The organism is Lentzea sp. HUAS TT2 (genome assembly GCF_051853195.1).
In the GTDB taxonomy this organism is placed as follows: Bacteria; Actinomycetota; Actinomycetes; order Mycobacteriales; family Pseudonocardiaceae; genus Lentzea.
Window position 1 is genome coordinate 9,602,205 of the sequence record NZ_CP196667.1, and the last position, 24,089, is coordinate 9,626,293.

General features: G+C 68.7%; 25 protein-coding genes and 1 pseudogene. 20 read left to right on the plus strand and 6 right to left on the minus strand.

The genetic code is table 11. The features are described 5' to 3' along the window. Positions 1-74 precede the first annotated feature (74 nt). The 19 genes from ACSHWB_RS45475 to ACSHWB_RS45565 all read left to right on the plus strand — a co-directional run bounded on the left by ACSHWB_RS45475 (position 75) and on the right by ACSHWB_RS45565 (position 17,721). Positions 75-653 carry a hypothetical protein gene (locus ACSHWB_RS45475; RefSeq protein WP_439659548.1) on the plus strand — a complete coding sequence of 193 codons (579 nt, stop codon included), beginning with the start codon at positions 75-77 and terminating at the stop codon, positions 651-653. Positions 654-661: 8 nt separating this feature from the next. Beyond that, on the plus strand, positions 662-1,537 hold the full coding sequence (locus ACSHWB_RS45480) for a thioesterase II family protein (protein WP_439659549.1): 876 nt from the start codon (positions 662-664) through the stop codon (positions 1,535-1,537). Continuing rightward, the gene (locus ACSHWB_RS45485; RefSeq protein WP_439659550.1) at positions 1,534-2,016 is read left to right on the plus strand and encodes a GNAT family N-acetyltransferase; all 483 of its coding nucleotides are present in this window, start codon (positions 1,534-1,536) and stop codon (positions 2,014-2,016) included. The genes ACSHWB_RS45480 and ACSHWB_RS45485 overlap by 4 nt, the downstream gene beginning before the upstream one ends. Then, positions 2,013-2,147 carry a hypothetical protein gene (locus ACSHWB_RS45490; protein ID WP_439659551.1) on the plus strand — a complete coding sequence of 45 codons (135 nt, stop codon included), beginning with the start codon at positions 2,013-2,015 and terminating at the stop codon, positions 2,145-2,147. The genes ACSHWB_RS45485 and ACSHWB_RS45490 overlap by 4 nt, the downstream gene beginning before the upstream one ends. Before the next feature lie 158 nt (positions 2,148-2,305). After that, a complete protein-coding gene (locus ACSHWB_RS45495) occupies positions 2,306-3,196 on the plus strand; it encodes an inositol monophosphatase family protein (protein ID WP_439659552.1) in 891 nt (296 codons plus the stop codon). Then, the gene (locus ACSHWB_RS45500) at positions 3,186-3,872 is read left to right on the plus strand and encodes a YczE/YyaS/YitT family protein (protein ID WP_439659553.1); all 687 of its coding nucleotides are present in this window, start codon (positions 3,186-3,188) and stop codon (positions 3,870-3,872) included. Before ACSHWB_RS45495 ends, ACSHWB_RS45500 begins: the two co-directional genes overlap by 11 nt. 29 nt (positions 3,873-3,901) lie before the next feature. Then, entirely contained in the window at positions 3,902-4,636 is a 735-nt protein-coding gene (locus ACSHWB_RS45505) for a GP88 family protein (RefSeq protein ID WP_439659554.1), read from the plus strand. A 91-nt stretch (positions 4,637-4,727) separates the two neighbouring features. Next, positions 4,728-5,378: a hypothetical protein gene (locus tag ACSHWB_RS45510; protein WP_439659555.1), complete on the plus strand. Its 651-nt coding sequence runs from the start codon at positions 4,728-4,730 to the stop codon at positions 5,376-5,378. Continuing rightward, positions 5,378-6,502, plus strand: a complete 1,125-nt coding sequence (locus ACSHWB_RS45515; protein WP_439659556.1) for a C40 family peptidase — start codon at positions 5,378-5,380, stop codon at positions 6,500-6,502. The genes ACSHWB_RS45510 and ACSHWB_RS45515 overlap by 1 nt, the downstream gene beginning before the upstream one ends. An 80-nt stretch (positions 6,503-6,582) precedes the next feature. Next, a complete protein-coding gene (locus ACSHWB_RS45520; protein ID WP_439659557.1) occupies positions 6,583-7,299 on the plus strand; it encodes a hypothetical protein in 717 nt (238 codons plus the stop codon). After that, the gene (locus ACSHWB_RS45525) at positions 7,296-8,483 is read left to right on the plus strand and encodes a MinD/ParA family ATP-binding protein (protein ID WP_439659558.1); all 1,188 of its coding nucleotides are present in this window, start codon (positions 7,296-7,298) and stop codon (positions 8,481-8,483) included. Before ACSHWB_RS45520 ends, ACSHWB_RS45525 begins: the two co-directional genes overlap by 4 nt. A 23-nt stretch (positions 8,484-8,506) precedes the next feature. Beyond that, positions 8,507-8,836, plus strand: coding sequence for a hypothetical protein (locus tag ACSHWB_RS45530; protein WP_439659559.1), 330 nt, complete (start codon positions 8,507-8,509; stop codon positions 8,834-8,836). A gap of 16 nt (positions 8,837-8,852) precedes the next feature. Continuing rightward, complete coding sequence (locus tag ACSHWB_RS45535) at positions 8,853-9,560, plus strand: hypothetical protein (RefSeq protein WP_439659560.1); 708 nt, start codon at positions 8,853-8,855, stop codon at positions 9,558-9,560. Between the two features lie 145 nt (positions 9,561-9,705). Then, the gene (locus ACSHWB_RS45540; protein WP_439659561.1) at positions 9,706-11,730 is read left to right on the plus strand and encodes a hypothetical protein; all 2,025 of its coding nucleotides are present in this window, start codon (positions 9,706-9,708) and stop codon (positions 11,728-11,730) included. Continuing rightward, complete coding sequence (locus tag ACSHWB_RS45545; protein WP_439659562.1) at positions 11,727-13,223, plus strand: SCO6880 family protein; 1,497 nt, start codon at positions 11,727-11,729, stop codon at positions 13,221-13,223. Before ACSHWB_RS45540 ends, ACSHWB_RS45545 begins: the two co-directional genes overlap by 4 nt. After that, positions 13,223-13,615, plus strand: coding sequence for a WhiB family transcriptional regulator (locus tag ACSHWB_RS45550; protein ID WP_439659563.1), 393 nt, complete (start codon positions 13,223-13,225; stop codon positions 13,613-13,615). The genes ACSHWB_RS45545 and ACSHWB_RS45550 overlap by 1 nt, the downstream gene beginning before the upstream one ends. Before the next feature lie 251 nt (positions 13,616-13,866). Beyond that, on the plus strand, positions 13,867-15,093 hold the full coding sequence (locus tag ACSHWB_RS45555; RefSeq protein WP_439659564.1) for an ATP/GTP-binding protein: 1,227 nt from the start codon (positions 13,867-13,869) through the stop codon (positions 15,091-15,093). A gap of 278 nt (positions 15,094-15,371) precedes the next feature. Next, entirely contained in the window at positions 15,372-16,988 is a 1,617-nt protein-coding gene (locus tag ACSHWB_RS45560; RefSeq protein ID WP_439659565.1) for a type IV secretory system conjugative DNA transfer family protein, read from the plus strand. 82 nt (positions 16,989-17,070) lie between these two features. Then, entirely contained in the window at positions 17,071-17,721 is a 651-nt protein-coding gene (locus tag ACSHWB_RS45565; protein ID WP_439659566.1) for a hypothetical protein, read from the plus strand. A 35-nt stretch (positions 17,722-17,756) separates the two neighbouring features. Here the strand turns inward: ACSHWB_RS45565 and ACSHWB_RS45570 are convergent, their stop codons facing one another. From ACSHWB_RS45570 to ACSHWB_RS45595, 6 genes and pseudogenes are all read right to left on the minus strand, one after another. Beyond that, positions 17,757-18,158 (minus strand): alpha/beta hydrolase, encoded by a 402-nt coding sequence (locus ACSHWB_RS45570; RefSeq protein ID WP_439659567.1) that lies wholly within the window; start codon positions 18,156-18,158, stop codon positions 17,757-17,759. Positions 18,159-18,470: 312 nt separating this feature from the next. Then, positions 18,471-19,178 (minus strand): type 1 glutamine amidotransferase domain-containing protein, encoded by a 708-nt coding sequence (locus ACSHWB_RS45575; RefSeq protein ID WP_439659568.1) that lies wholly within the window; start codon positions 19,176-19,178, stop codon positions 18,471-18,473. A 153-nt stretch (positions 19,179-19,331) separates the two neighbouring features. Then, complete coding sequence (locus ACSHWB_RS45580; RefSeq protein ID WP_439659569.1) at positions 19,332-19,943, minus strand: TetR/AcrR family transcriptional regulator; 612 nt, start codon at positions 19,941-19,943, stop codon at positions 19,332-19,334. Between the two features lie 63 nt (positions 19,944-20,006). Next, a complete protein-coding gene (locus ACSHWB_RS45585; RefSeq protein ID WP_439659570.1) occupies positions 20,007-20,927 on the minus strand; it encodes an NAD-dependent epimerase/dehydratase family protein in 921 nt (306 codons plus the stop codon). A 50-nt stretch (positions 20,928-20,977) separates the two neighbouring features. Then, a pseudogene (locus ACSHWB_RS45590) lies at positions 20,978-22,536 on the minus strand (succinic semialdehyde dehydrogenase). After that, on the minus strand, positions 22,533-23,459 hold the full coding sequence (locus ACSHWB_RS45595; RefSeq protein WP_439659571.1) for an acetoacetate decarboxylase family protein: 927 nt from the start codon (positions 23,457-23,459) through the stop codon (positions 22,533-22,535). Before ACSHWB_RS45595 ends, ACSHWB_RS45590 begins: the two are co-directional and overlap by 4 nt. 294 nt (positions 23,460-23,753) lie before the next feature. Here ACSHWB_RS45595 and ACSHWB_RS45600 point away from each other — a divergent pair, with 294 nt between their 5' ends. Next, on the plus strand, positions 23,754-24,080 hold the full coding sequence (locus ACSHWB_RS45600; RefSeq protein ID WP_439659572.1) for a hypothetical protein: 327 nt from the start codon (positions 23,754-23,756) through the stop codon (positions 24,078-24,080). The last annotated feature ends 9 nt before the right edge of the window (positions 24,081-24,089 follow it).

Below are 24,089 nucleotides of genomic sequence, written 5' to 3' on the forward strand. Positions count from 1 at the left end.
CGTCCCACCCCCACTTCCCCGGGGGTGGGGCGCACCAGCCCCACACCACCAGCGACGCACAGAAGGAGGACCCGGTGATTCCCCTCAAGCCCGGTGCGGCCGCCGACGAGCTCACCGATCGAGTCGCCCGGCTCGCACGCGGGATCCGGGTCGCACCGAAGTTCTCCACGATCCTGAGCTGGTGGACCGGCTATCCGCTCCGGCGGGTGCCGGTCGAGGCGGACCGGCTGGACGTGGTCGACGAGCACGAGGGCATGCTGCTCAGCTTGCCTGCCGGGACGGAAGTGTTGCGCCGCAACGGTGTCTTCGTCCCGCTCAACGCCGACGGCCCGCACCTCGCGTCGATCAAGTCGCTGATCCACGTACCGCGCCTGGGCCTGACACCCGAGCAGCTCGTCCTGCTGCGCGACGGCGCGGTCCCGATCGGCGAGCTCATCCCCGACGCCCCGCGCGGCACCCACTACGCCATCGAGATCGACGGCCCGCGCGAACCGCAGGCCCCGGCGATCATGTCGCGCGGCACGCTCTACCCCGGCGGCATGCCCGCCGTTCTCGCGGACGAGATCGTGTTCTGGCGGGTGCTGCGTGATCGCGCCCCGCAACACGGCGCGCTGCTCCCCCGTCCTGTCCCGACTTCCGTGCCCGTGTGGTGATCACGAACATGCCAACGATCCTGACGACTCCGCCGTCCGCCGCCTCGGCGCCACCGCGACGCCCCGCGTCTCCTTCCTCGAGTCCAGGGTGGCTCGCCCGGTACCGCAACGGGTCCGGCCCCGCCCGGCACACGCTGGTCGCGTTCCCCTGGTCCGGCGCCGGTCTCAACGCCTACCACTCGTGGATCCCGTTGCTGCCCCAGGGAATCGACCTGGTGACCGTGACGCTGCCCGGCCGCGACGACCGCCGCGACGAGGACCCGGTTACCAAGCTGTCCCCGGAGCTGGTCGACGCGATCACTGACGAACTGCTCACGCACACCGGCGGCGACGCCGCGGTGGCGTTGTTCGGGCACTCGTTCGGCGCGCTGCTCGCGCACGCCGTCGCCGTGCGCCTGCAGGAGCACCAGCGCACCCCGCAGGCGGTGATCGTCTCGGGCAGCCGCGCGCCGATGGTGCGCCCGCCGCACCCTCTGCACCAGCTCGGTGACCGGGAGCTGCTCGCGAAGCTGATCGACATGGGTGGCCTGCCGCCCCGGCTGCGTCGCCACGAGCAGTTCCTGCGATCGTGGCTGCCGCGCGTGCGCGCCGACCTCACCGCCTGCGAGACCTACTGGCCCGCCAAGCTTCCCGTCCTGGACTGCCCGCTCTACGCGTGGTCGGGCGCGACGGACTGGTACGCGCCGGCGAGCACCGCGCACCGGTGGCTGGAACTCGCGGCCGACGCGACGCACACGACGTTCCCCGGCGGGCACTTCTTCATCAGCGGCGAGCGCGGCACGACCGCCCTGCTGCAGGCGTTGCAGTGGCCCCGGCCTGTCACGGCGCGGCCGTTGCGGCTGCTGCAGTCGCAATCGCTGCTCGCGCGGAGGTGGGGAGCGTGACCGCCTTCGAGGTGTTCGACGTCTACGCCGACGACGACGCGGCCATGCGGGAATTGCGCGGATTGCTGGCCCGCTGCTCGGACGCGACGCTGCGGTCGCGCTGCCACGGCGGGACCCCCGGCGCGGCCCGGCTGCTGCTGGAGGCGCTGCCCTCGCGCGCCGACCAGCTCACCGTCGCCGCCTGGACCGAGCAGAGCATGGTCGGCATCGCGTCCATGCTCTTCGACGCGGGCGGCATCGAGATCGCCGTGCTCGTCGAAGACGCCTGGCAGCGCCACGGCGCGGGTACCGCGCTCGCGACCCGCCTCGGTGAGGAAGCAGCCCGCGACGGCGCGCTCGCGGTCACCGCGTCGGTCAGCACCACCAACACGGCCGGGATCGGGTTGCTGCGCAAGGTGTTCCCCGCGCTCGCGCTCGCCGCGCCGCGCAGCGGGCTGATCACCGCGGTGTGCCCGGTCGTGACGGGAGCGGGCCGATGATCACGAACGTGCCGGCGCGGACGTGCCCGCTGGGGTTGGACACGTCCGCGTCCGGCGCCCCCACCCACCAGCACCCGATCTCCGGCTCGTTCCGGAGGGCCCGCACGGCCGATTTCGGGCCCGCGCCATGAGTTCTGACCCTCGCGACGTGCTCTCGCCCCTCCCTGACGCGCCCGGTTGCACCGGGCCACAGCGAGATGTCACGCCGCACCGCCTCGGCGCGCCGCCCCCGCCTCATCGGGTGATCCGGCCCGCCCCGCCCGTGATCTACCACCGTCAGGGAGAGCAAGTGCATTTCGATACCCGTCAGCTGCAGATCCACGCCGAGCACCTCGCCGGCACCGGTGCCCGCGCCGTGCGCGAGCGCCTGGCACGGCCCGGAGCCACTGACGCGACCACCAAGAGCAGCGAGACCGACTACGTCACCGACTGCGACCCGGCCTCCGAAGCCGCGATGCGCCAGGAAGCCGCCGAGATCTGGGGCGACGCCCCGCACTCCTTCACCGGCGAGGAAAGCTGTGTGGCGCAGGCACGGCCGGGAGAGCTGCGACTGATCGCGGACGGCGTCGACGGCACCGCGAACCTGCACGCCGGCGCACCCGAGTACGGAGTGTCGATCGCCATCGAGGTCGACGGCGTCGTACTCGCCGGCGCGGTCGCCGAACCGGTCAGCGGCCGCGTCTACTCCGCCGGGCGCGGCAACGGCGCCCGCGTCTACGACCCGGCCGTGCGGCACCAGTGGATCCCGCTGGACGCCCGCACGGACAGGCCGCTCGCGCAGCGGTTGCTCGCCACCGGCTTCAGCTACCAGGCCGCCGAGCGCGGACCGCAGGCCGCCGTGGTCGCGCGCATGATCGAACACGTCGAGGACATCCGCCGCGTCGGCAGCGCCGTCATCGACCTGTGCCGCGTCGCGCAAGGCACGTACGGCGGCTACTTCGAGCACTACCTCAACGAATGGGACTGGGCCGCCGGGCTGCTGATCTGCGAGGAAGCCGGGGCGGTCGTCAGCTGGCCGGGCACCGAGGGGGCGGCCGCGCACCTGGGAGACCCGATCTTCGCGGCCGCGCCGGAGGTCGCCGACGACCTGCTGGTGCTGCTGGAGAAGGCCGGGGCCGCCGCGCTCGACCGCCGCACGCCGGTGCCGGACCGCGAGTGGGTGAGCGGTCATGCCCACTGATCCCGCACAGGAGCAGCCCGCCTCCGAGGTCAGCGGGTCACGGCCGTTCGTGGTCCGGCTGGGCCAGGTCGTCGTGGGCAACGCGCTCATGGGCGTCGCGGTGGGAATGCTTGTCAACGCCGCCTTGGGACTCTTACCGCTCGATGTGTTCCACCGGGCTGTCGGTGACCGGTTCGGGTGGACGATCGGCGGCACGATCATCGCCGTGCAGTCGACGTTGCTGGTGCTCAACCTCGCGCTGCGCGTCAAGCCCGGCATCGGCACCGTCACCTCGGCCGTGATCCCCGCGGTCGTCGCCGACCTCACCCTCGCGGTGCTGCCCGCGCCGCAGGTGGTGTGGCTGCGGGTGATGGCGATGCTGCTCGGCGGCGCCATGTTCGCCGTCGGCACCGCCCTGTACCTGTCGGCCGAGCTCGGCGCGCTGCCCCGCGACGGTCTGATGGTCGCGATCGCCCGCCGCACGGACTGGAGCCCGGCACGCATCCGCATCGGCGCCGACGTGCTGTGCCTGCTCACCGGCGTGCTCATGATCAACCCGGCGATCGCGGTCGCCAATGGATCACTCGGTGCCGGAAGCGTGCTTCTCGCAGTCGCCCTGGGCCCGTCGATCGCGACTCTCGTCCCGCTCTTCACGCACCGTCCACAACGGAACGCGCGTGTGCGAGGTGAAACCTGATGCCACGAAACACTTCCAGGCCCGAACGCATGATCACCCAGAATCGGTGGCTGCGTCCGCACGGCATCCACAACTTCTCGATCCCTGCTCTGTCAGGGAAATTGCCCGACGGTCGCAAGTACGTGACATGCGAGCAGGCCGGCGTGTGCGCACGAGCCTGTTATGCGAGAACGGGAACGTTCCGGTTCCCGCAGGTTCTGGCCAAACACGAGCGCAACTTGGCCCGCATCCTTGACGACCTCGACCAGTGGACCGCCGACATCATCGACGAGCTGCGCGCACCGAAGTTCGACGGGGCGGCGCTCAGGGTGCACGACGCCGGCGACTACTTCTCCGACTTATACCTGTCCGCCTGGCTGGAGGCAGCGCGGGCGACACCGGGGACGCTGATCTACAGCTATACCAAGGAAATCTCCCGGTTCGAACGCATCGCCGCACCCAACGCGCCCGAGAACTTCCGCTGGGTCTACAGCTACGGCGGCCGCGAGGACCACCTCATCGACCCCACGCGGCACCGCGTCGCCGACGTCTTCCCGACGGAGGAAGCGATCGCGGCCGCCGGATGGCACACCAACGCCGCCACAGACCTCGATGCCGTGCTGGGCCCGTCGCCGGTCGGTATGAGGCAGAACCACATCCCGCACATCCAGCGGCTCGTCGGTGACCGCACCTTCCGCGAATGGCAGGCCTCCAGGCCGCGCGGGCGCCGTGCTGTCAACCGGGGGCCCGGCGACACCCGCCCGCCCAAGAGCGGACCGCCGTGACCGGCCACCGCGACACACGCACGCCGCCCGGCACTCGCCGTTCACACCCAACCTGACCGATCGCCCGCCCCGCCCCGGAAGGAGAAAGCCCATGCGTACCTGGATCTCGACCGGCTTGGCCGCCGCGCTCGCCGTGCTGGTGTGCGCGGGCTGCTCCTCCCCCGCGCCTGAACGGCCGGTTCCGGCGCCGACAGGGCCGGAGCTGAGCGGGTCGACACCGGCGACCAGCCCGTCACCGCCGCCCGGTTCGGGTCTGCGGCTGCCGAGCGTCTCGGCGATCACGCCGTCCGCGCCCGCCGGGACGCCGTCGACGGTGCCGCCGCCCCCGACCGCGCCGACCGCCGCGATCACAGACTTCGCGGACCCGGTCGCGGTGACGCGGGCGTGGATGACGCAGTGGTGCGCCTCGGACTACCGCCAGCCGCGCAACAACAACGTCGAGCGGGCAACGGTGTTCGCCACCACGGCGGGCAAGACCGCGGACCTGCAGGCCGGTGACAGCGAGGCCTCGCACCGCGCGGTGGTCGAGCAGAAGCTGTCCACTCGCTGCGACCGGATCGTCGTCGAGCTCATCCCGGAGGCGCCGCGCGGCGAGGGCCAGGTCTACGTGCGGGCGACGGCGACCCGCACCCTGCTCGCGGCCGACGTGGCCTTGCAGACGGAACCGGTGCTCACCACCCGCTCGGTGCTGCGCCAGCCTGACGGCCGGTGGCTCGTCGACGTCCATGTCGAGGCCGGCTGATGGCGAAACTCCTCCTGATCCCGCTCGCCGCGCTGGCCGCCGCGATGCTGCTCGTGCTGGTGCTGCTGCAACCACGCCGCGCCGACGCCGAGTCGATCGTCCCGCCCGCGACCTGCCAGGTTCCCGGCAGCGGGCCGAGTACCCCGGCGCCACCGCAGGGCGGCGGCTCGTTCGGCGGGGTGACGCTCTCGCCGACGCAGACCACGACGGTGCAGCAGATCCTCGGGGTCGCCAAGTCCATGAGCATCACCCGCCGCGGCGCGGTCGTCGCGTTGCAGGCCGGGATGCAGGAGTCCACGCTCAACCCGTTGGCGCGCAACGGAAACGCGGTCGGTGTGTTCCAGCAGATCGTGCCGGGCCCCTGGAATTCCTACGCCGGCTACGACCGCACCGACGCCGCCGCCGCGTCCAAGGGCTTCTTCACCGTGTTGCTCAAACGCGCACCGGGCTACGAGACCGACGCGCGCCCGAACCACGAGCTCGCGGAGGACGTCGAGCGCAGCGGCGAGGGCTGGCGCTACCAGCGGCACCAGCCGTTCGCCGAGGCCGTCGTGGCCGCGCTCTACGAGGGTTCCGGGCCGCCGCTGGACTGCGCGGACCGCTCGTTCAAGGGCCGGATCCAGGTCACCGTGACCGGCTCGGACGTCACCCTGCCGCCGGAGGCCGGTGTCACCGGTGTCGTGCGCGCGGCCTCCCCGCAGGTCGCCACGGCGATCGCGGCCGGTCTGTCGTGGCTCGGCATCACCTACTCCTGGGGCGGCGGCAATGCCGACGGCCCCACGAAAGGCGTCCGCGACGGCGGAGTCGCCGACTCGCACGGCGACTACAACAAAGTCGGATTCGATTGTTCGGGATTGACCCTGTACGCGTACGCGCAGGCCGGAGTGCAGATCATCCGGCCCTCGGACGCGCAACTCACCCGCGCAAAACTCGTCGTCCCGTTCACACAGGCCAGGGCCGGTGACCTTCTGTTCTGGGGCACGCATCACGTGGCCATGTACCTGGGCGTTATCAATGGGCAACAAATGATGCTCGAAGCCCCGCAAAGCGGCGACGTCGTGAAGGTTTCCAAGGTCAGAACCGGCGGGGACTTCCGGAATGTCGGCGCCCGACCAATTCCGTAAATCCCTCAGAGAAGGAGTTCACGCATGACGGTACAGCACATCGGTTCACGACACGAGTCGACCGCGAAGGGAGATGTGGAATGGAATTCCGGCCAGTAGACATGCCCTCATCGGAATGGGACGAGGTGCCTCCCATTCGCATCCCGCCCGGCTGGAATCCGGAGCAGTGGGGCTGGCAGCCAGCGTTCGGCACCTACGTCCCCGGCGACGACAGGAACTTGGAGATCTTCGTCCGGACCGGAGAAGACCCTTCGCATGCGTGGAGCTTCATCACCCACAACGAACCAGGTCCACCAGACGCAGAAAACGGATGGTTGTTGTACAACCCGGTGACCCTCCAGAAGAGCGTCGGCGATGAGCACGACTTCAGGGTCGACTCTGTGGAAGAGCTTCAAGAGCTTCTGACACAGGTCCAACGGCACGGCTACGCAGAAGCCCACGGCGGCGGATGGACTGTTCACCCCGCACCGACCGCGGCGATGGCACAGGACGCGGTCGAACAGGACCACCAGCGCCAACCAGTCCATTGGGATTCGAATGGATATTACTGGGCGTTCACGGACTTCCCGCTCCCAGTCCCGGTCACCGGTTCCGCCCCACAACCGACGCGTCTAGCCGAAGCCTTGGACAGCAGCCCGGTGTCCCGGACGGGCCCGGCGGTGGAGGCATCCAGCTCGGGCACATCGCTGCGGGACGTCGCGAAAGGCATTCTCGCGGCGGTGCGCCCGAAACGCGCGCCTGATCACGATGTCGCTCCACCACAGCAGGGTCTCTCGCGCGGGGGGCCGCAGTGGTGACCGGAAACGGCTACAACGCCGAGGACCCTGTCGACCTGCACGGCGCTGCCCCGACGCGGCCCGGCGCAGCCGCGCCGCCCAGTGCCGTCCCCGCCGAACGTCCGGGCCCGGAGCAGCTGGTGGCCGTTCAGCCGCCTGTGACGGCCGATCCGGCGATGTGGGGGTGGCGCGCCCGGTTGAGGAAGGTGACCGGCGGGCTGCTCAAGCCCGGTCCCGGCCGCGAGGAGGCACGGCACCGGCAGGCCGAGGTCGCGGTGCGCCAGCACCTCGGGGGCGGCCGGCTGGTGATGGTCGCCAACCCGAAGGGCGGCGCTCAGGTCAGCACGACCGCGTTGATGCTCACGCACACGTTCGCCGCGTTGCGCGGCGGGCCGGTGGTGGCGTGGGACAACCACGAGGCGCGCGGCACCCTCGCGCAGCGCGCCGAGGTCACGACACCGGACACGCACGTGTGGCACCTGCTCGGCGCGGCCGAGCAGCTCACGGCGGTCGGCACGGCGGGCGACCTCACCCACTACCTGCGCTCGCAGCCCACGCGCGCCGAGGTCCTGGCCAGCGACACCGATCCGGGACGAGCACAGCAGATTGGGCCCGGCGAGTGCGGCCGGATCTGGCTACTGCTCGGCCGGTACTTCGGGCTGACGGTGATGGACACCGGTGACAACGTCCGCGCGGGGAACTGGCAGTGGGCCGCGGGCATGGCCGACCAGCTGGTCGTGCCGATCACGCTCGAGCCCGACGTCGCGCAGAGCGCGGCATGGATGCTCGACCACCTCGACACCCGCCGGCCGGACCTCGTCGCCGGCGCGGTCACCGTCGTCGGCCCCGCCACGTCGGCCGCGCCACCAGCTCTGCGGCGGCAGATGCTCGCGTACTTCGCCGCGCGCACCGCCCTGGTGGTCGAGGTGCCGTTCGACCCGCAGCTCGCGGGCGGGCGGCCGATCGTGCACGCCCGGATCAGCGAGGCCTCCCGCCGCGCCTGGGTCGGCGCGGCGGCCGCGGTCGCCGACCGGCTCGCCGCCCAGCGGGCCCCGCGCCCGGACCAGCTGCCGCCACGGACAGGCACAGCAACCCCTCCCACGCAGGAGAACCACGAATCCGAGCAGCCCGCCGACACGGGACGGCCGCCACCAGGAGCGGCGCACGCGTCGGTCACCGAGCTGCACCTCCGAAAGGCAACGTGATGTTTCACCGCAAGAACCCGGAGGTGAGGTTCCTCGCGCAGAACGACCCCGGACCACCAGGCGCCCCCACCGGCTCGCCCAACCCGTTCGACGGCATTCAACCGGACCTCGGTGTGTGGGGCGATCCGTTCAACGCGGCCTGGAAAACGGGGCTCGCTGGTGCGTGGGCCCTGGGGTTCGTCGTCATCGCGTTCGGCTTCATCAGGGCCACGGTCGAGCTGCAGCGCGCCAAGAAGGGCGGCTACTCCGCGGACGTGCACGAACACACCGAATCCTTGAAGAAGTCCATATTCTCTCTGATCGCGCTCGCCGGTGTGGGCATGATCTTCGGTGCATTCATTGCCCTCTTCTGAGCAACCGGAGAAACAGATGTCCCACACCACGCCCACGAGCGCACCGACCGGGCCCCGGCCGCGTGTCGCCCACCCGCTCGTCCTGGCCCTCGCCGTCGTCATCGCACTCGTCGCGGGAGTGCTGGTCGGCCGCTACGCCCTGCCCGCGTCCAGTGAGCAGGCACAGCCCGGCCAGACGCAGCCCAGCGACGCGCCCAGCGGCGCGGGGGCCCGCGAGCACGGGCCGAAGACGATCACCAAGGGGGTGCCGAGCGGATTTACCCGCGACCGTGAGGGCGCGGCGAGCGCGGCGATGATCGCCGTGCAACTGCTGCCCGCCGTCGCGCACGGCCACGCCGACCCCGAGGCCGTGAAGAGCACGTGGATCGCCAGCAGCGCTGACCAGGCCACGCGGCAGCTGTTCTCCGAAGCCAGGGCGAGCAGCGGGAACGGCCGGACCTCCAAGGCTCCGGCTGACTTCGCGGTGAAGGACTTCACCGGCGACCAGGCGGTCATCGAGCTGTGGGTGTCCTCGGTCGGCATCGGTCCGGGTCTGAGTGGCCGGGGCGCCATCCGCGCGCAGAGGTGGTCGACGGTGACCTACCGGCTGGTCTGGGAGGCCGACACCTGGAAGGTCGCGACGGTCAAGACCGCCGACGGCCCGCAGCCCGGCACTGACGACGCCGCGCCGGCGCCCGAGCGCAAGCAGGTCGCCTTCTACAGCTTCTTCATCACGATCGAGTAAGCGATAAACCTATGGGGGGAGCATGTTCCGACGCTTGACCGTCCTATGTGGAACGGTCCTGGCGCTACTTCTCACACTCGCGCCCGCGGCGCTCGCACAGCCACCGACGAACGGCAAGACCCCGCAAGGTTTCCCTCCCGACCTTGTGAAGTACGTCGGCGACACCAGCGAGTTCCGCAAAGGACCGTGGTTCAGCACACCGGAGTGCAAGGACAAAGGCGGCGACCTCAGCCTGTATCTCAACGAGGTCATGAAGGTCGAGTCGCGGCTGCTGTACTGGGTCACGCCGCCCAGCGAACGTGCCAAGTTCTGGCCTGACCAGAACACCGCCGACGTCAACCGGGAACCACCGGAACTACCGGCGACGTTCCCTGCGGTGTTCGGCCCCGACCACTCCTTCAACGTGGCATTCCGCTACTGCGCCGACGAGATCCGCGAGTGGACCGCCCCCGTGCGCAACACGTGGAACCTGACGTGGGCGGCCAAACCGGACGCCGAGTCGCTGGAGCGGATGAAGCCGTACGCCGCCGGCGACAGCAACCTGGTCAAGAACTTCAGCGACCCCTGCTCCGACGCCGTGTCGTCCTACTGTCAGAAGGCGTTCTTCGTCGACTGCGGCCGTGTCGTCATGGTGCCGGACAAGAAGGAACGCTGCATACGGTGGAACGAGTCGATCGCGAACTTCTTCCACGGGCTGTCGCAGTTCATCGCGGACAACACGGACTGGCTCGAACGAATCGGCCAGTTCTTCAAGATCGTCGGTGAGGCACACCTGGCTGCCGGGCGCATGCAGGTCGACGCGTTCGCCTCGATCCTGTCGGTCGCCGTCGACATCGCGAAGTTCGTCGCCAACCCGGCCGGCGCGATGGACGAGCTCGCCAACAGCTTGCACGCCTCGGCAGTGGACTTCACGGTCCGGGTGTTACTCGAGGGCCTGGCCACCGTCGGGAACTTCGACCCAAGCAGCCCCTGGTTTCTCGCCACCTACGGCGCGTCGACCGGTCTCGGGCTGATGGTCATGGCGCTGATGTCGGTCCTCATGATCTCCCGCACCGCCTCCGGCGGCGGAGGCCGCGAGGAGCTGCAGGAGGCGCTGTTCAAACAGCTGCCCCTCGGGATGTTCCTGTCCATTTTCGCACCCGCGATCGCCACGGTGCTGCACACGACAGTGGGCAAGATGACCAGTGGCATCGCCGCTTGGCAGTCCGACTACATCGGCAGCGCCATCACCAAACTGGCCGCGCTGTCCCAGGTGACCGCCGTGATGATCCCCGGCGGTGCCGGAGTGGGCAGCATCGTGTTCGGGCTGTTGATCTTCGGCACCGGCGCGGTCTTCGTGGGTTTCGCGCTGCAGTCGGTCGCGTTGCCGTTGTCCGGGCTGGTGGCGGGGATCGCGTGGGGCATGCGCGTGCACCCGCGGTGGCGGCCCAAGGCGGCCCGGCCGGTCTACACCTACCTCGGGCTGCTGTTCTCCAAGCCGCTGCTGTACTTCCTGCTCGGCGCGGTGTTCGCGATCATCGACGGCAACCTCTCGATCCCGGCGATGAAGGCCGGCGGGATGCCGCTGCTGGGCCAGATCGTGGTCGTGATCGTCGCGTTGATCGTGGTCGGTTTCGCGCCGTTCGCGTTGTTGAAGTACGCGCCGTTGCTGCCGACCGCCGAGGACTCACACGACTCGCAGCCCTCCGCAGGGTTCGGCACCGCCGCAGTGGTCGGCGCGGGCATGGCCGCCTTCGAACGCCACCAGCACACCCGCTCCCAGAGCGAGAACAAGGACGGCAAGTCCGAGCAGGGCGGCGGCCACTCCATCGCGCAGACCTACAGCGCGGGCCAGAAGCCACAGCCGCGACAACAGACGTCGACGCCGCAGGCATCGGGCGGTCCCCAGCTCAAAGGCAGCACCGTGACCGGGCCGGCCGCAGCGCCGGGTTCTGGTGGTGGGGCTCCGAGCGTGGGAGCGGGCAAGCCGGGAGCTGCCACCGGTCCCGGTGGCACGGCGCCCGCGGGCACCACCGCGCAGGCATCGCAGGCGGGTTCTGCGGCCGGGGGCGCGATGGGGCCGATCGGGATCGCCGCGCAGGCCGCACTCGCGGCCGGAAACAAGATGCGCCAGGGCGCGCACCGCGCCGTCAAGGCCGATGAAGAGACAGTCCGGGGGGACGACAAGTGAGGATTTCCGTACTGGGCGGCGAGATCAGCCGCCGGGGTCTGCTGGGCTCGCTGAGCACACCCGCCACCGTCGCGCTCGGCGTGGCCGGGGTGATCGCGTTCGTTCTGTGGCTGGCGGTCGGCGACGTCGCCGGCGCGATCAGCGGATTCGCCGTGCTCGCCGGCACCTATGGTGTCGTGCGTCCGTGGGGGCGTCGCTCGATCGCCGCGCAGGTCCTGTGGTCGTGGAGGTGGCGGCGGCGCCGCATCCGCGGCGAGACCACGTTCCTCGCACCGCACGTCGCCCGCGAGTCTGATCCCGGCGACCTGTTCGGTCCACTGTGGGCGCTGCCCACGCCGCTGGGCCGGGTCGAGCCGCTGGACCTGCGAGGCACTGCGTGGGAACACATGTTCATTCTGTGGCACCACAATCCCGGTGAGCGGTCCTACCTGAGCGTGCTCATGGAGGTGCAAGGCCAGGCATCCGGGCTGCGGGCCGAGCGCGCCTACGAAGTCGCCTCAGTCCGCTATGGGGTGCTGCTCTCGCAGCTGGGCAAAGCGGGCTCGTTCCTGCGCGGCTTGCAGCAGATCAACCGGATCGTGCCGCACGACCCCGCACCGCACCGCGATTTCATCTCCCAGCGACTCTCGACCCGGCCCGGACTCGAACCGCTGATCGAGTCTTACGAGGAACTGATCGATCTGACTGCAAGCACCGCTGAACAGCACCGCAACTACCTCGTGGCGCGGTTCCCGCTGACGAGCGAGTTCTACGACGAGGCCCGCTCCCACGATGACGGCCCGGCCGGCTGGGCGGCGCTGGTGCGCGACGAGCTCGCGCGCATGGCGGACCTGGCCGTGCGCGCCGAGCTCACCCGCCCGCAGGTGTTGGGCGAGCAGCGCACCTGCGCTGTGCTGCGCTCGCTGCAAGACCCGCGATGGCCGATCGACCAGCACGAGGGCGTGCGGTGGGAGACCTGTTGGCAGAGCTACACCACTGAGCCCGACTACATCGTCGTCAACGACGAGTGGCACACCCGCACGGCGTTCCTGCCCCGCGACGGCATTGCACCCGCACCACTCGGGCCGCGCTGGCTAGCTCCGCTGCTGACCGCGGTCACGCCCTCGGTGATCAGAACCCTCAGCGTCAGGATGGAGTTCGTGCCGGACCGGGTCGCCCGCGCCAGGGCACGCGCGGACGTCGCGCAGGACGGCGCGTCGCTGCTGGGCGATGCGAAGAAGGGCCGCGTAGACGACGGCACCGATGCCACGATGCTCTCGGCGTCGCAGCGCCGCCTGCACGACCTCGCGCCCGGCTCCGGGCACCAGGGTGTCGACTGGTCGATGGCGATCTCCGTCACGGCCGCGGGCGCCGCCGAGCTACGTCGTGCGTGTATGCGTGTTGCGAACGAGGCGGCCCAGTCCGCGCTCACCGAGTTGTGGTGGCAGGACCGCGCGCAAGACGCGGCCGTCATCGCCACATATCCGCTCGCCCGCGGCATGGCGGTGGCGTGATGCGCTCCCCCACTGTCTTCCACTACGCCCGCTTTGCGGAGGCACGCCGGTACGCCCATTGCACTTGGCAAGACCTCGACGCGGTGATCGGCGCCGCGGAGCGACTGCGTTGCCGCGACAACGATCCTGACGAGTTCTTTCCCGGCGAGGGAGCACGCTTCGCCGGCAAGCAAGCTATGCGTGCGGAACGCGCGCGCGTCGCTGAGCTTTGTCAGGGCTGTCCGGTTCGAGCGCAGTGTTTGGCCAGTGCTCTGATGCGAGGCGAGGTGTACGGATCATGGGGTGGCGTGTGTCAGCCAGATTTCCAGTTGATTCAACAGCTTTGGGCCGAGCGCGTTCACCCAGTCTCGCCGCCGCCCGCAGGTAGCGCTGCGGTGAAAGAAACACGCTGATGGCGCGCCGAGGCAGCACAAGCAGAGGCGGCCCCAGCCAGGATCGCGTCGCGCTGCCGAAGCTGGGGTGGCAACCAGCCCAACCGGACGTGCCGCCTCCGAAGCTCGCGTTTGTTCCTCCGCCGCCTCGCAGACGGCTGCTGGATCGGTGGGGCTGGTATGAGCCCCGTGAACAGCCCATGTCGACTACCACGCGGCAAGCTGAGGCGCTCAACCTCGCGTTGAGCTCACCTCCGACCAGCAGTCGTGGCTTGATCGTCGGCACCGACCTGTTGTCCGGGCAGCTCGTCGTACACGACCCGTACACGGCCTACGAGGACAAGATAATCAGCTCAGTGAACGTCGCCGTTATTGGCGACGTCGGCAAGGGCAAGAGCAGCCTGCTCAAGACCTGGGCGTGTATCCGGCAGCTGATGTTGGGCAACAGGCGCGTTGTCGTGTTGGACAAGAAACTGCAAGGCGGGCGCGGCGAGTACACCGCGCTCGCCCGGTTTCTCGGAGCACCTTCCATCCGGTTCAGCCTCGACGGCACCGGCAGCCGCCTCAACCTGCTCGACCCTGTGATCGCGCTGGGAGGCGAACAGATCGACGATGCTGGCCATGCCCTGGACAACATCGAGCGCCCGACCGGGCAGATGATGCTGCTGCGCGCCGTGCTCAGCGAGGCCCTTGGACGCCCGGTCACCGAACGCGAGGGCAAGGCGCTGCGGCTGGCGCTACTGGCCGCTACCCGCGACGCGCGTGAGCGCAATCGGGTGCCGGTCATCGGCAACGTTGTGCACCACCTGCTGCACCCCAGTGCGGATGATGCCGACGCGCTGAGCCGCACCGTCGCCGAACTTCAGGACTGGGGGCTGGACTGCTCGTTCGCGCTTGAGCGGATGATCCAGGAAGACCTCGCCGGCCTTGTGGACGGCGAGACCAGTCTCGATGTCAACCTCGACCATCCCAGCGGGCTCACACACATCGACCTCAGCGCCCTACCGACCGAAGGCCCGGCGCTGCGCGTCGTCATGGCGCTGGTCAACACCTGGCAGACCAACATGCTCGCTGCGCGATCGGAGCGCGCGGAGCAGACCGTCAACATCATCGAGGAGGGATGGCACGTCGCCGAGGGGTCCATCGGTGAGGTCTTGCGCCGCAACGCCAAGATCTCCCGAGGCCTGGGCTTAGCGACCGTTCTGGGTACTCACCACGTTCTCGATTTGCCGCCTGGCAGCCCTGGACGCGCACTGCTTCGGGAAGCAGAGACCAGGTTCATCTACTGCCAGGGCTCCTACGACGATGCCTACGCTTGCGCCGAGCTGTACAACCTGCCGCCCGGAACTGCCGAAACGATCATGGCGCTGGACCAGGGCACGTGTCTGCTCCAGATAGGCTCACGGGACCCGATCTTGGTGCGGCACGAGCGCTCGCCGCGAGAGATCGCGCTGACCGACACCGACGGCGCGCTTACCGGGATCGTCTGGCGCGTATGAGCGAACGCGACCAGGAACGTCATGTTCCTTCGTCCCCCAGGCCAGTGTTCGGGGTCTTCTACCCGTTGCTGGGTGCGCTCTTGGTGACGTTCCTCTTGGCTGTGCTGACTGGTGGCGCACTGTCTGGCTGGTTCGCAGGGCACGGATGGGCTTGGCCTCCGCCTCGCCTGATCCCGGCGACGGTAGCCGGCTGGGCGAGTCACCTGTCAGACCCTGCCGCAGGTTGGCCTACCGATCCCCGACCTGGCCACCCGTTCCTCACCTACAGTCTCGTTCTAGTGGTGCTCGCCGCTGAGTTCGTGCTGTGGACTCGGGTGTTCGCCTGGCGGTACCGGATCTACCGGCGCCGTGCCGAGCAGCGATCCGGTCTAGCCGAGCGTCACGCCATCCAGGAACGCCTTGGTGCCAAGGCTGTGGCGAAGGACGCCGCACGACTTCGTCCTTCGCTGGCCAATTTCCTCGACATCAGCGCAGACGATGCAGGGGCCTTGTTCGCTCGCTGGCCGGTTACCGGCGAGGGAATCTATGGCACGCACGAAGACTCGAAGCTCGTCGTAGCACCCGTGCGGATGGGCAAGACCGGCCGTCAAGCAGTGTCCGACGTCCTGCGTGCGCCAGGTGCGCTGGTCGCCACCTCGACGCGTTTCGACCTGATCGAGCTGACGGTCATGGAGCGCGCCAAGCGCGGTTCCGTGTGGGTGTTTGATCCGGAAGATCGGGTGCCGTGGCCGGAGAAGCTGCGGTGGAACCCGATCCGCGGCTGTGAGGATTTCGACGTAGCACTGCGCCGAGCGGTGGCAATCTGCAGTGCCCGACCGCTGGAAGACACCAAAAACGGCGGGTACTTCAGCGGCAAGAGCGAAGGCGTGCTTGCCGCGATGTTGCACGCAGCAGCCCTGAGTGGTTCTGACCTTGGCACGCTGTGGCTGTGGACGACCAGCCAGTCGTATCGGCCGGCACAGATCCTCGAGACCGACGAGCGTGCCGCGCCCGCGATCGCCGACGGACTCCGCAACTTGCTCGACAGCTTGAAGAGCACGAGCGACACCTCGGGCGCGGGCGGCATCTACTCCACTCTCGAACTTCTGCTTCGCCCGCTCACATCTCCGACGATCATGCGGTCGCTCACGCCCCAGCCGGGCGACAAGCACTTCGACATCGACGCCTTCATCCGCAGCGGGCGCGACACCTTGTACATGGTGTCGCGCGGAAGGAAGAACTCGGCCGCTCCGATGGTCAACGCGTTGATGGTGGAGGTCTTGCATCGCGCGGACATCCTCTCCCAGCGTCCGACCGCGGAGCAGCTCAGCGCCCCCGCCTACGGCGATCTACGCCTCGATCCTCCCCTGCGGATCGTCATGGACGAAGCAGCCAACATCACGCCGGTCGACGACCTGAGCGCTCGCCTGGCCGACTCCGGTGGCCGCGGCGTCCAGATCTACGTCTACGTGCAGAACTTCTCACAGTTGCGCCAACGCTGGGGCGTCGAGGAGGCGATCGAAATCTGGGACTGCGCGTCGATCAAGCTCGTGCTCGGCGGGTTGAGCAACTCCAAAGACCTGATGGCGCTGTCCGATCTGCTGCCCGAACGCATCATCGACCAGGCCAGTGTGTCCACCGGTAGCGCAGCCCGCGATCAGGTCACCGTCTCTCCCTGGCGGCAACGAGCGCTGACCGTGGACGCGATCCGCGAACTGCGCGATGGAGAAGGCCTGCTGTTCTACCGCAACCTCCGCGCGGCCAAAGTCGATCTACCCGGCTGGTGGGAGACCTCAGACCTCTCGGACCTAGTCACACATAGCCGCAACGAGGCACGCAAACTACTCGCTGCCTACGCGAACGTCGATACATGTTCACCGAGCCCCAAAGCGTCCAGGCCGGCACACGATGAGTGAGGTTTCCTCCGCACATCCCGGACCAGACGACGACACTGCAGCCTCAAAACGAACGCACGTCGAGGATGTACCTGTCCTGGACATGGAACTGCTTCCCGAGGTGGTCACAGAGCTCGCCTCGACAAGCGAGCAACAGGCTCACCAACTTGCTGACCTTGCGGGCGTCGTTTCCGAGCTAGGTGGCAGCGTCGCCACGGCGCTCGACGAGGTCGAGTCGCTGCGCGAGTTCCTTCTGGAGCTGCAGAGGAATCTTGCAGAACGGGAGGACCTGAGCCGGCCCAACCGGTGGACCTGGGCGTTCCTGACCCGCGACCAAGCTGCACAGTTATGGCACGAACTGCGATGGTTCGTGAACCATCTCATCACCCGGTATCCGTTGTCCTCGGACGTGAGCATTCCACCGTGCTGGTATCGGCACACAGTCGCGGTCGACGAGCTCACCGACCTCTACGCGGCTTGGCGGATGGCCTACTGCTCTGGCGACCGTCCATCGGAAGAGATGATCGCTTGGCGCACGCGGTGGATGTGGCCGAGTCTCCATACGCTCCACAGTCAAGCCGACTGGCGAGAATGCAAAGCGCAGCGCCAGCACGTCGAACCTACAGCCCGGCAGGACCCCACCGACTCTGGCTTCGACGACTTCGTTGAGCGCTACCTTGTCTGCACGCCGCACGAACACCGTCGGGATCTGCCGTGGCACGAGCAGAACCGCCGCGAGCCTCCAGGTGCCTGACGCAACGCCCTCGCCGGAGTAACACTCACCGTCGTCTACGACATGCGCGGCCGTGTCCAGGAGGCTCGGGAGTCCCCGCACTGTGCGCACGTACTGGCAGGACAGGTAACTGGTGGTGGAGATCGGCGACACCGAGCCCGGGATCCAGGCCGAGGTGAAGAGCCGTGCTCGGCGCCGTGGGCGAGGACCCACTGGCCGACGGCGTAGTTCTGCTCCACCTGAGTGGGGTAGCCCTTTTCCGGGGCGCGGTCGTAAACCGGGAAGACGCCCGCGGCGCCGGCGCCGACGGCGAGTTCGCGGAAGAGCCGGTCGTGGGTCTTGTCGTCGCCGAAGACCCAGCCGGCGCCGTGGATGTAGAACACGACCGGCAGCGGCCCCGTGGCGCCCTTGGGGCGGATGATGCGGGTGGGGACCGTGCCCCACTGACCGGCGTCCACGTCGACCCATTCCTCGTCGACGTCCGGGCGCGGTACGCCTTCGCCGCTTTGCGCGGTCGAGCAGGATCTTGCGGCCCTGTTCCGGTGGGACTTCGTAGATGCGTGGGTGCGGGTCGGTCGCCTCGGCCAGTTCCTTCGCAGCCGGTTCGAGGTACGGGGTGATGGGAGGGGAAGGTCGGTCATGCGTCTCTCCAGTTCATGAGAACGCGGGCTACGACAGCGTTCGGCTCCCGAAGTGGGGATCCGTGACCGCGCGTCGCACTCGTCGGTGCCAGGACCCGCATGTGGGTAGAGGTCCGACGGTCCAGAGGCTCACTCCTTTCCGGTGACGTCGGTGATGATGCGGCGGGCAAGGGCGGCTGACGAGCCCGGGTTCTGTCCGGTGTAGAGGTTGCGGTCGACGACCACTTTGGACTTCAGCGGCAGGCCGGAGGTGTAATTCGCTCCGGTTTCCTTGAGGCGGTCTTCCAGCAGCCACTTGGCTTTCCATGCGAACGGGTTGAGCCGTTCCTCCGCGTTGGACAGACCGGTCATCGTGTATCCGGCGAACGGCCAGCTGCCGTCCGGGTTCGTCGCGGCCAGCGCCGCCGCCGGTGCGTGGCACAGCAGCGCTACCGGGCGGCCGGAGGTCAGCCGCTTGGTCAGCAGCGCACCGGAGACTGCGTCGACCGCGAGGTCTTCCATCGGGCCATGGCCACCGGAGTAGAACACGACGTCGAAGTCGTCGGGATCCATCTCCGACAGGTCAGCCGGCTTATCGAGCACGGAGGCCAGCCGGTCGAGTTCGGCCTTGAGCTTCTTGGCCGTGTGGGGCAGGACGCCGCCTTTGACGCCGAGGCTGAGCTGGTCGACGACCGGTTCCCTGCCGCCGGGGGTGGCGAGCGTGACGTCCCAGCCGGCCTCGGTGAACAGCGTGTACGGTACGACGAACTCCTCGGCCCAGAAGCCGGTCGGGTGCTTGGTGCCGTCCTTGAGCGTCCACACGCGCGCGGCGGAAAGAACCTGCAGAACTTTGATCATCGTGACTCCTCGCTGGCAGTGGCCGCACGCCGCCCGGATGCGCCAAGGACATCGGTCTGCCGCTCCCTGAAGGTTATGTTTACGGCGCTCACATCACGCTAGGCTCTCATGTAAGCACTGTCAACACGTCGGCGAGCGCGTCACCCGCGATGGTTACCCGTGCGTGCGCCAACCACGCTCGTCGTCGGCGGGGCGGGCGGCGAAAATCGCGGCGAACGACCCGCGCACCTGGTTTGCGACGTCCTCGGCCGAGGTGCTGGTCAGCTTGCCGTCGAGGTGCAGGCAGGCCAGGCCGTGCACCAGGCCCCAGCCGGCAGTGGCCAGGGCGGCCGGGTCGACGTCGGGGAAGACGCCGGAGACGGCGGCGCCCAGCAGTTCGTGCACCTCGGCCGCCGCGCGGACGCGAGCGTCGTTGGCGTCGTCGCAGGGGTTGCCGAACATGAGCCGGAACAGTGCCGGCCGGCGCAGGGCGAAGTCGACGTAGGCGACGCCGAGCTCGGCCAAGTCGGCCACCGTGGCGGGCGGTCCGCCACCATCCTGGAGCAGGTCGGCTTTGAGGTCGCGCAGCCCTTCGGCGGCCAGCGCCGACTCCAGCGCGTCCCGGTCGGCGAAGTGCCGATAGGGGGCGGTCGGCGAGACGCCGGCTTCCCGCGCGATACCCCGCAGAGAGAACGGCTCGCCCGCCTCGAGCATGCGCATCGCGATCGTCATCAGCGTCGCCCGCAGGTCGCCGTGGTGGTAGCTACTCTTGGCGGATGTCGACACCAGTTGCCCCCCATCTCATGTGAGCACCGCAAACATACCGCACGCTGCTGCCCTGCCACGGGTCTAGCCCCCGAGGATTGCGGTGATCCCTTGGCGGTAGGTAGTGACCTCGAAGTCGGGGAACCGCGCGGCGAACTTGGACGAGTCGAAGATGTTGTCGGCGCGGTAGCGCGGCAGCAGCTCGGAGGCTTCCTTCACCGGCTGACTGAACAGGGCTCCGAGCTTGAAGGCGGCCGCCGGGATAGTCGTGTAGCGGATGTTTTTGCCGGTCACCTGGCCGGCCACGGCGATCATGTCGGCATAGCTGAGCCGCTGCGGGTCGACGGGCAGGTGCCAGGTCTGGCCGTAGGCGTCGGGGGTGTTGCCGATCAGGCCCAGGCCGCGGCTGGCGTCGGGCGTCCAGATCAGCGTGCGCTTGATGTGGGCGTCGAGCGGGACCAGGGGTCGCTTGCCGTGCTTGATCCGGTCGAAGACGGCGGAGTTGGTGAGGCTCTTGGTCTTGCCGGGTCCGTAGAACTCGGGCGCGCGACAGATGACCGCGTCGATGGTGCCCGCGTCCATCTCCCGCTGCAGCATCTGCGCGATCCGCGCCCGCACCGCCGCCTTGCGTCCGACCGGTTCGAACGGGGTGTCCTCGACCTGGCGGGCAGCGGTTCGCGGGTACATGTAGGTGTTGTCGAAGAAGACCAGTTTGGTGTCGTGCTTCCGGCAGGCGGCGATCGTGTTGGCCATCATCACGGGGAACCGCTGTTCCCACAGGGCGGAGTCGATGGGCAGGCCGACGGTGAGGTAGGCGATGTCGCTGTCCGCGACGGCGGCGGCGGTCGCCTCGGCGTCCATCAGGTCGGCCTTGACCAGCTGGTCGGTCTCGTGCACCTTGCCGGGGTTCCTGCTGACCAGGCGGATGTCGTGGGTGACGTGGTCGTGGAGGTAGCGGGTGAGCTCTTCGGCGATCTGGCCGTTGGCTCCCAGTACGGTCTGCATTCGTTCCTCGGTTCTGGATGTGGTGCGCGGATGTCCGCGCGGCCGGTCGGCTATTTGATACCCGGGACGCGTTTGAGGAGGCGCAGCGCCAGCGATGCCACCCGGGCGTAGAGCGCCGGGTTCATTCCGTCGGGGACGCCGACGGGCAGCAGCCGCTCGACGGCGATGGTCTGGGACTCGGTGTACTTGAGGATGCCGTGCTCGCCGTGACGACGGCCGATCCCGGACGCCTTCATCCCGCCCATCGGGGCGTCCATGGATCCCCAGGCCGCTGCGTAGGCGTCGTTGACGTTGACGGTGCCGGCCTCCAGGCGCGCTCATCGGCGGTCCACACGCTGAAGTTGAGGCCGTACTCGCTGTCGTTGGCCCGGGCGATGGCCTCGTCCTCGTCCTCGACGCGGTAGAGCGAGACCAGCGGCCCGAAGGTCTCGTGTGCGTAGACCTCCATGGTGTCGTCGACGTCGGTGAGGATGGTGGGCTCGTAGAAGTACGGGCCGAGATCGGGCCGGGCTTTCCCGCCGGCGAGCACCGTTGCTGCCTTGGCGACGGCGTCGTCGACGTGCCGGGTCACCGTGTCGAGCTGTTTCTGCGACACCAGAGATCCCATGTCGGCGGAGTAGTCGAGGGCAGGAGAGAGCGTCATCGCTCTGGTTGCCGCGGTGAACTTGGTGGTGAACTCGTCCCAGAGCACGCCGGGGACGTAGATGCGCTCCATGGAGATGCACAGCTGGCCGGTGTTGGAGAAGCAGGCTCGCACGGCTCCGGCGACGGCCTTGTCCACGTTGGCGTCGTCGAGGATGAGCAGGGCGTTCTTGCCGCCGAGCTCCATCGAGCAGTCGATCAGGTGCTCGCCGGCCTGGGAGGCGACCGTGCGGCCGACGGCGGTGGAGCCGGTGAACATGAGGAAGTCGGAGTTCTCGATGATCGGCGTCCCCAGCTCGGCGCCGGAGCCGGTGACCACCTGCACCAGGCCGGGCTGCATGCCTGCTTCCTCGAGCAGCTCGACCGCCCACAGCGCGGCGTACGGGGTTTGGGCGTCGGGTTTGGTGAGCACGGCGTTGCCGGCGACGATGGCGGGCAGGGCGTCGCTGATGCCGAGTGTGAGCGGGTAGTTCCATGGGGAGATGACGCCGACCAGGCCCTTGGGGTGGTGGAGTTCCCATACCTTGGTCAAGGCCAGTTGCGCACCTCGGCGGCGTTTCGGGCGCAGGTAGTCCTCGGCGGTGTTGGCGTAGTAGCGGGCGGCCAGGCAGACGTCGAGGATCTCCTCGAACGCGTGGCGGCGCGCCTTCCCGTTCTCGAGCTGGATGAGGTCGAGGACCTCCTCCTGGCGGGCGAGCACCAGGTCGTGGAAGCGCATCAGGACAGAGGCCCGCTGCTCGACCGAACGCCCGGCCCACGCCTTCTGGACACTGCGGGCGCGCCGCGCTGCGGCCGCCACGTCGTCGGGCGAGCAGTGCGGGACCCGGCCGAGTTCCCCGCCGGTCATCGCGTTGGTGACGTCCTGGACGGCATCCGGATCGGCTGCCTGTACCCGGGCGGTCAGCGCCTCCAGGCGGACCGCGTCGATGCGACCAGTGATGGCAGTGGTGGTCATCGGTGCGCTCATCGTGCCGGGACGGAGACGGGAACCGGGATGTGGAGCGCGTTCTGGCACTCGCTGGCCACGTCGAGCCGCAGCGGCTTGATCGGCCTGAGAGAGCGGATGTCGTCGGTCAGGCGTCCCGACCCCAGTTCGAGGGTCACATCCCGCGGAAACAGCGTGCTGCCGGCTGCGAGGGTGTTGGTCTGGCTCAGGGTCGCGTTCCAGCCGCCGCCGAGCTGTGTGTACGAGGTTAGCGTGGACACGCTCGTGCCGCTGGGAACCGGCTTCTGCTTCGGCGTGGCCACGTCGAGCGCGATGTCGGTGCCGCCGTCGTCATTGGCCACTCGCGCGACCGTTCGGCGGTTGTCGATCTCGACGTCGATCTCGGTGACCCACTTGGGGAAGCCGTAGCCGTCGCGCCCGCGGACCTGCGCGATCTCGGTGTTCACCGGCAGCGACAGGACGTAGGCGTGCATCGAGTCGTTGGACAGCGCCGAGAGGAAGTCGGCGGTGCCCAGGCCGCCGTGGTGTGCGGGTCGCACCGCGATGCCGACGGTGGCCTCGGTGTAGAAGTCGATGTCGCAGACGTCGTAGCGGAAGAAGACCACCGAGAACAGCCCGAGCCCCGGAGCGACCAGCAGCGGGTCCAGCTCGCCGGGGAGCCGGGATCGCAGTGCATTGACCGGGGCGAGGTAGGTGATCTGCGCCTTCGACATCGAGTAGTAGAAGTTCGGGGTCCGGGTCGGCCCGATCGCCGACCGCACCTCGGTCTTCGGCAACGTCCGGAAGAAGTCGACGGAGCGCACGCGCGGGTCCTTGACGACCTCGTCCAAGTCGGTGTCCATGCGGTACCGGTCGTACAGCCCGCCCTTCGGCACGGTGACCGTACGGCCTCCGAGCTCCACCTCGACCCTCTCCCCGGCCTGGCCGGCCTTCGACATTCCCATCAGAACCCCTTCCCGATGTGTGCAGTGCTTACATCAAGGTAGCGCGCAATGTAAGCAGAGTCAACATTGCCTTCGTGGGGGTAGACATAGGGCAACACCGAGGCGGTTGAGGAGTTTTAGCCGCTGGAGTCAGCCTGCCGGATTAGAGCTGCGGCGCACGCTGCCTAGTGATGCCAGTTGTCGTCTGCAGATGCCAACTAGCGCCTGTCGGCACAACTACTCAGGGTGCCGTTCGCGACCATGATTTGACCCCGACTCGAACATGCGTGCGATTCTGATGGTACGGTGAGCCGGATGACCGTGCAGGAGAACGCGCGTTACGACGCACTCATGGCCGCGTTCCGTCAGCTCGCCCGGGGTGTTCCGCGCTTGGACATCCGCGAAGGTTCGGACGGTCAACCGGTGGTTGTGGACACCGGGCTAGATCAGCCGGTGTTCGTGCCTTGCGGCGTGTGGCGACCGAACATTCTGCGCTACCTAACGCACCTGCAACACGACTCGCTGATCAAGCTGCTCGGATTACTCGAAGCCGCACGCGGTACGGACGCGCGCGGGGAAGCGGTGACCTTTCTCGAATCGCTGCGTCTGATCGACCCTCCGGCCAGAAAAACGCACCGCTGAGCGCAGCAC

Coding starts and splice junctions, on each gene's coding strand:
- ACSHWB_RS45505 (WP_439659554.1), top strand. CDS start 3,902: ATGATCACCCAGAATCGGTGGCTGCGTCCGCACGGCATCCACAACTTC.
- ACSHWB_RS45595 (WP_439659571.1), bottom strand. CDS start 23,459: ATGGGAATGTCGAAGGCCGGCCAGGCCGGGGAGAGGGTCGAGGTGGAG.
- ACSHWB_RS45550 (WP_439659563.1), top strand. CDS start 13,223: ATGCGCTCCCCCACTGTCTTCCACTACGCCCGCTTTGCGGAGGCACGC.
- ACSHWB_RS45585 (WP_439659570.1), bottom strand. CDS start 20,927: ATGCAGACCGTACTGGGAGCCAACGGCCAGATCGCCGAAGAGCTCACC.
- ACSHWB_RS45565 (WP_439659566.1), top strand. CDS start 17,071: ATGGAACTGCTTCCCGAGGTGGTCACAGAGCTCGCCTCGACAAGCGAG.
- ACSHWB_RS45490 (WP_439659551.1), top strand. CDS start 2,013: ATGATCACGAACGTGCCGGCGCGGACGTGCCCGCTGGGGTTGGACACG.
- ACSHWB_RS45480 (WP_439659549.1), top strand. CDS start 662: ATGCCAACGATCCTGACGACTCCGCCGTCCGCCGCCTCGGCGCCACCG.
- ACSHWB_RS45535 (WP_439659560.1), top strand. CDS start 8,853: ATGTCCCACACCACGCCCACGAGCGCACCGACCGGGCCCCGGCCGCGT.
- ACSHWB_RS45510 (WP_439659555.1), top strand. CDS start 4,728: ATGCGTACCTGGATCTCGACCGGCTTGGCCGCCGCGCTCGCCGTGCTG.
- ACSHWB_RS45600 (WP_439659572.1), top strand. CDS start 23,754: ATGACCGTGCAGGAGAACGCGCGTTACGACGCACTCATGGCCGCGTTC.
- ACSHWB_RS45515 (WP_439659556.1), top strand. CDS start 5,378: ATGGCGAAACTCCTCCTGATCCCGCTCGCCGCGCTGGCCGCCGCGATG.
- ACSHWB_RS45500 (WP_439659553.1), top strand. CDS start 3,186: ATGCCCACTGATCCCGCACAGGAGCAGCCCGCCTCCGAGGTCAGCGGG.
- ACSHWB_RS45520 (WP_439659557.1), top strand. CDS start 6,583: ATGGAATTCCGGCCAGTAGACATGCCCTCATCGGAATGGGACGAGGTG.
- ACSHWB_RS45575 (WP_439659568.1), bottom strand. CDS start 19,178: ATGATCAAAGTTCTGCAGGTTCTTTCCGCCGCGCGCGTGTGGACGCTC.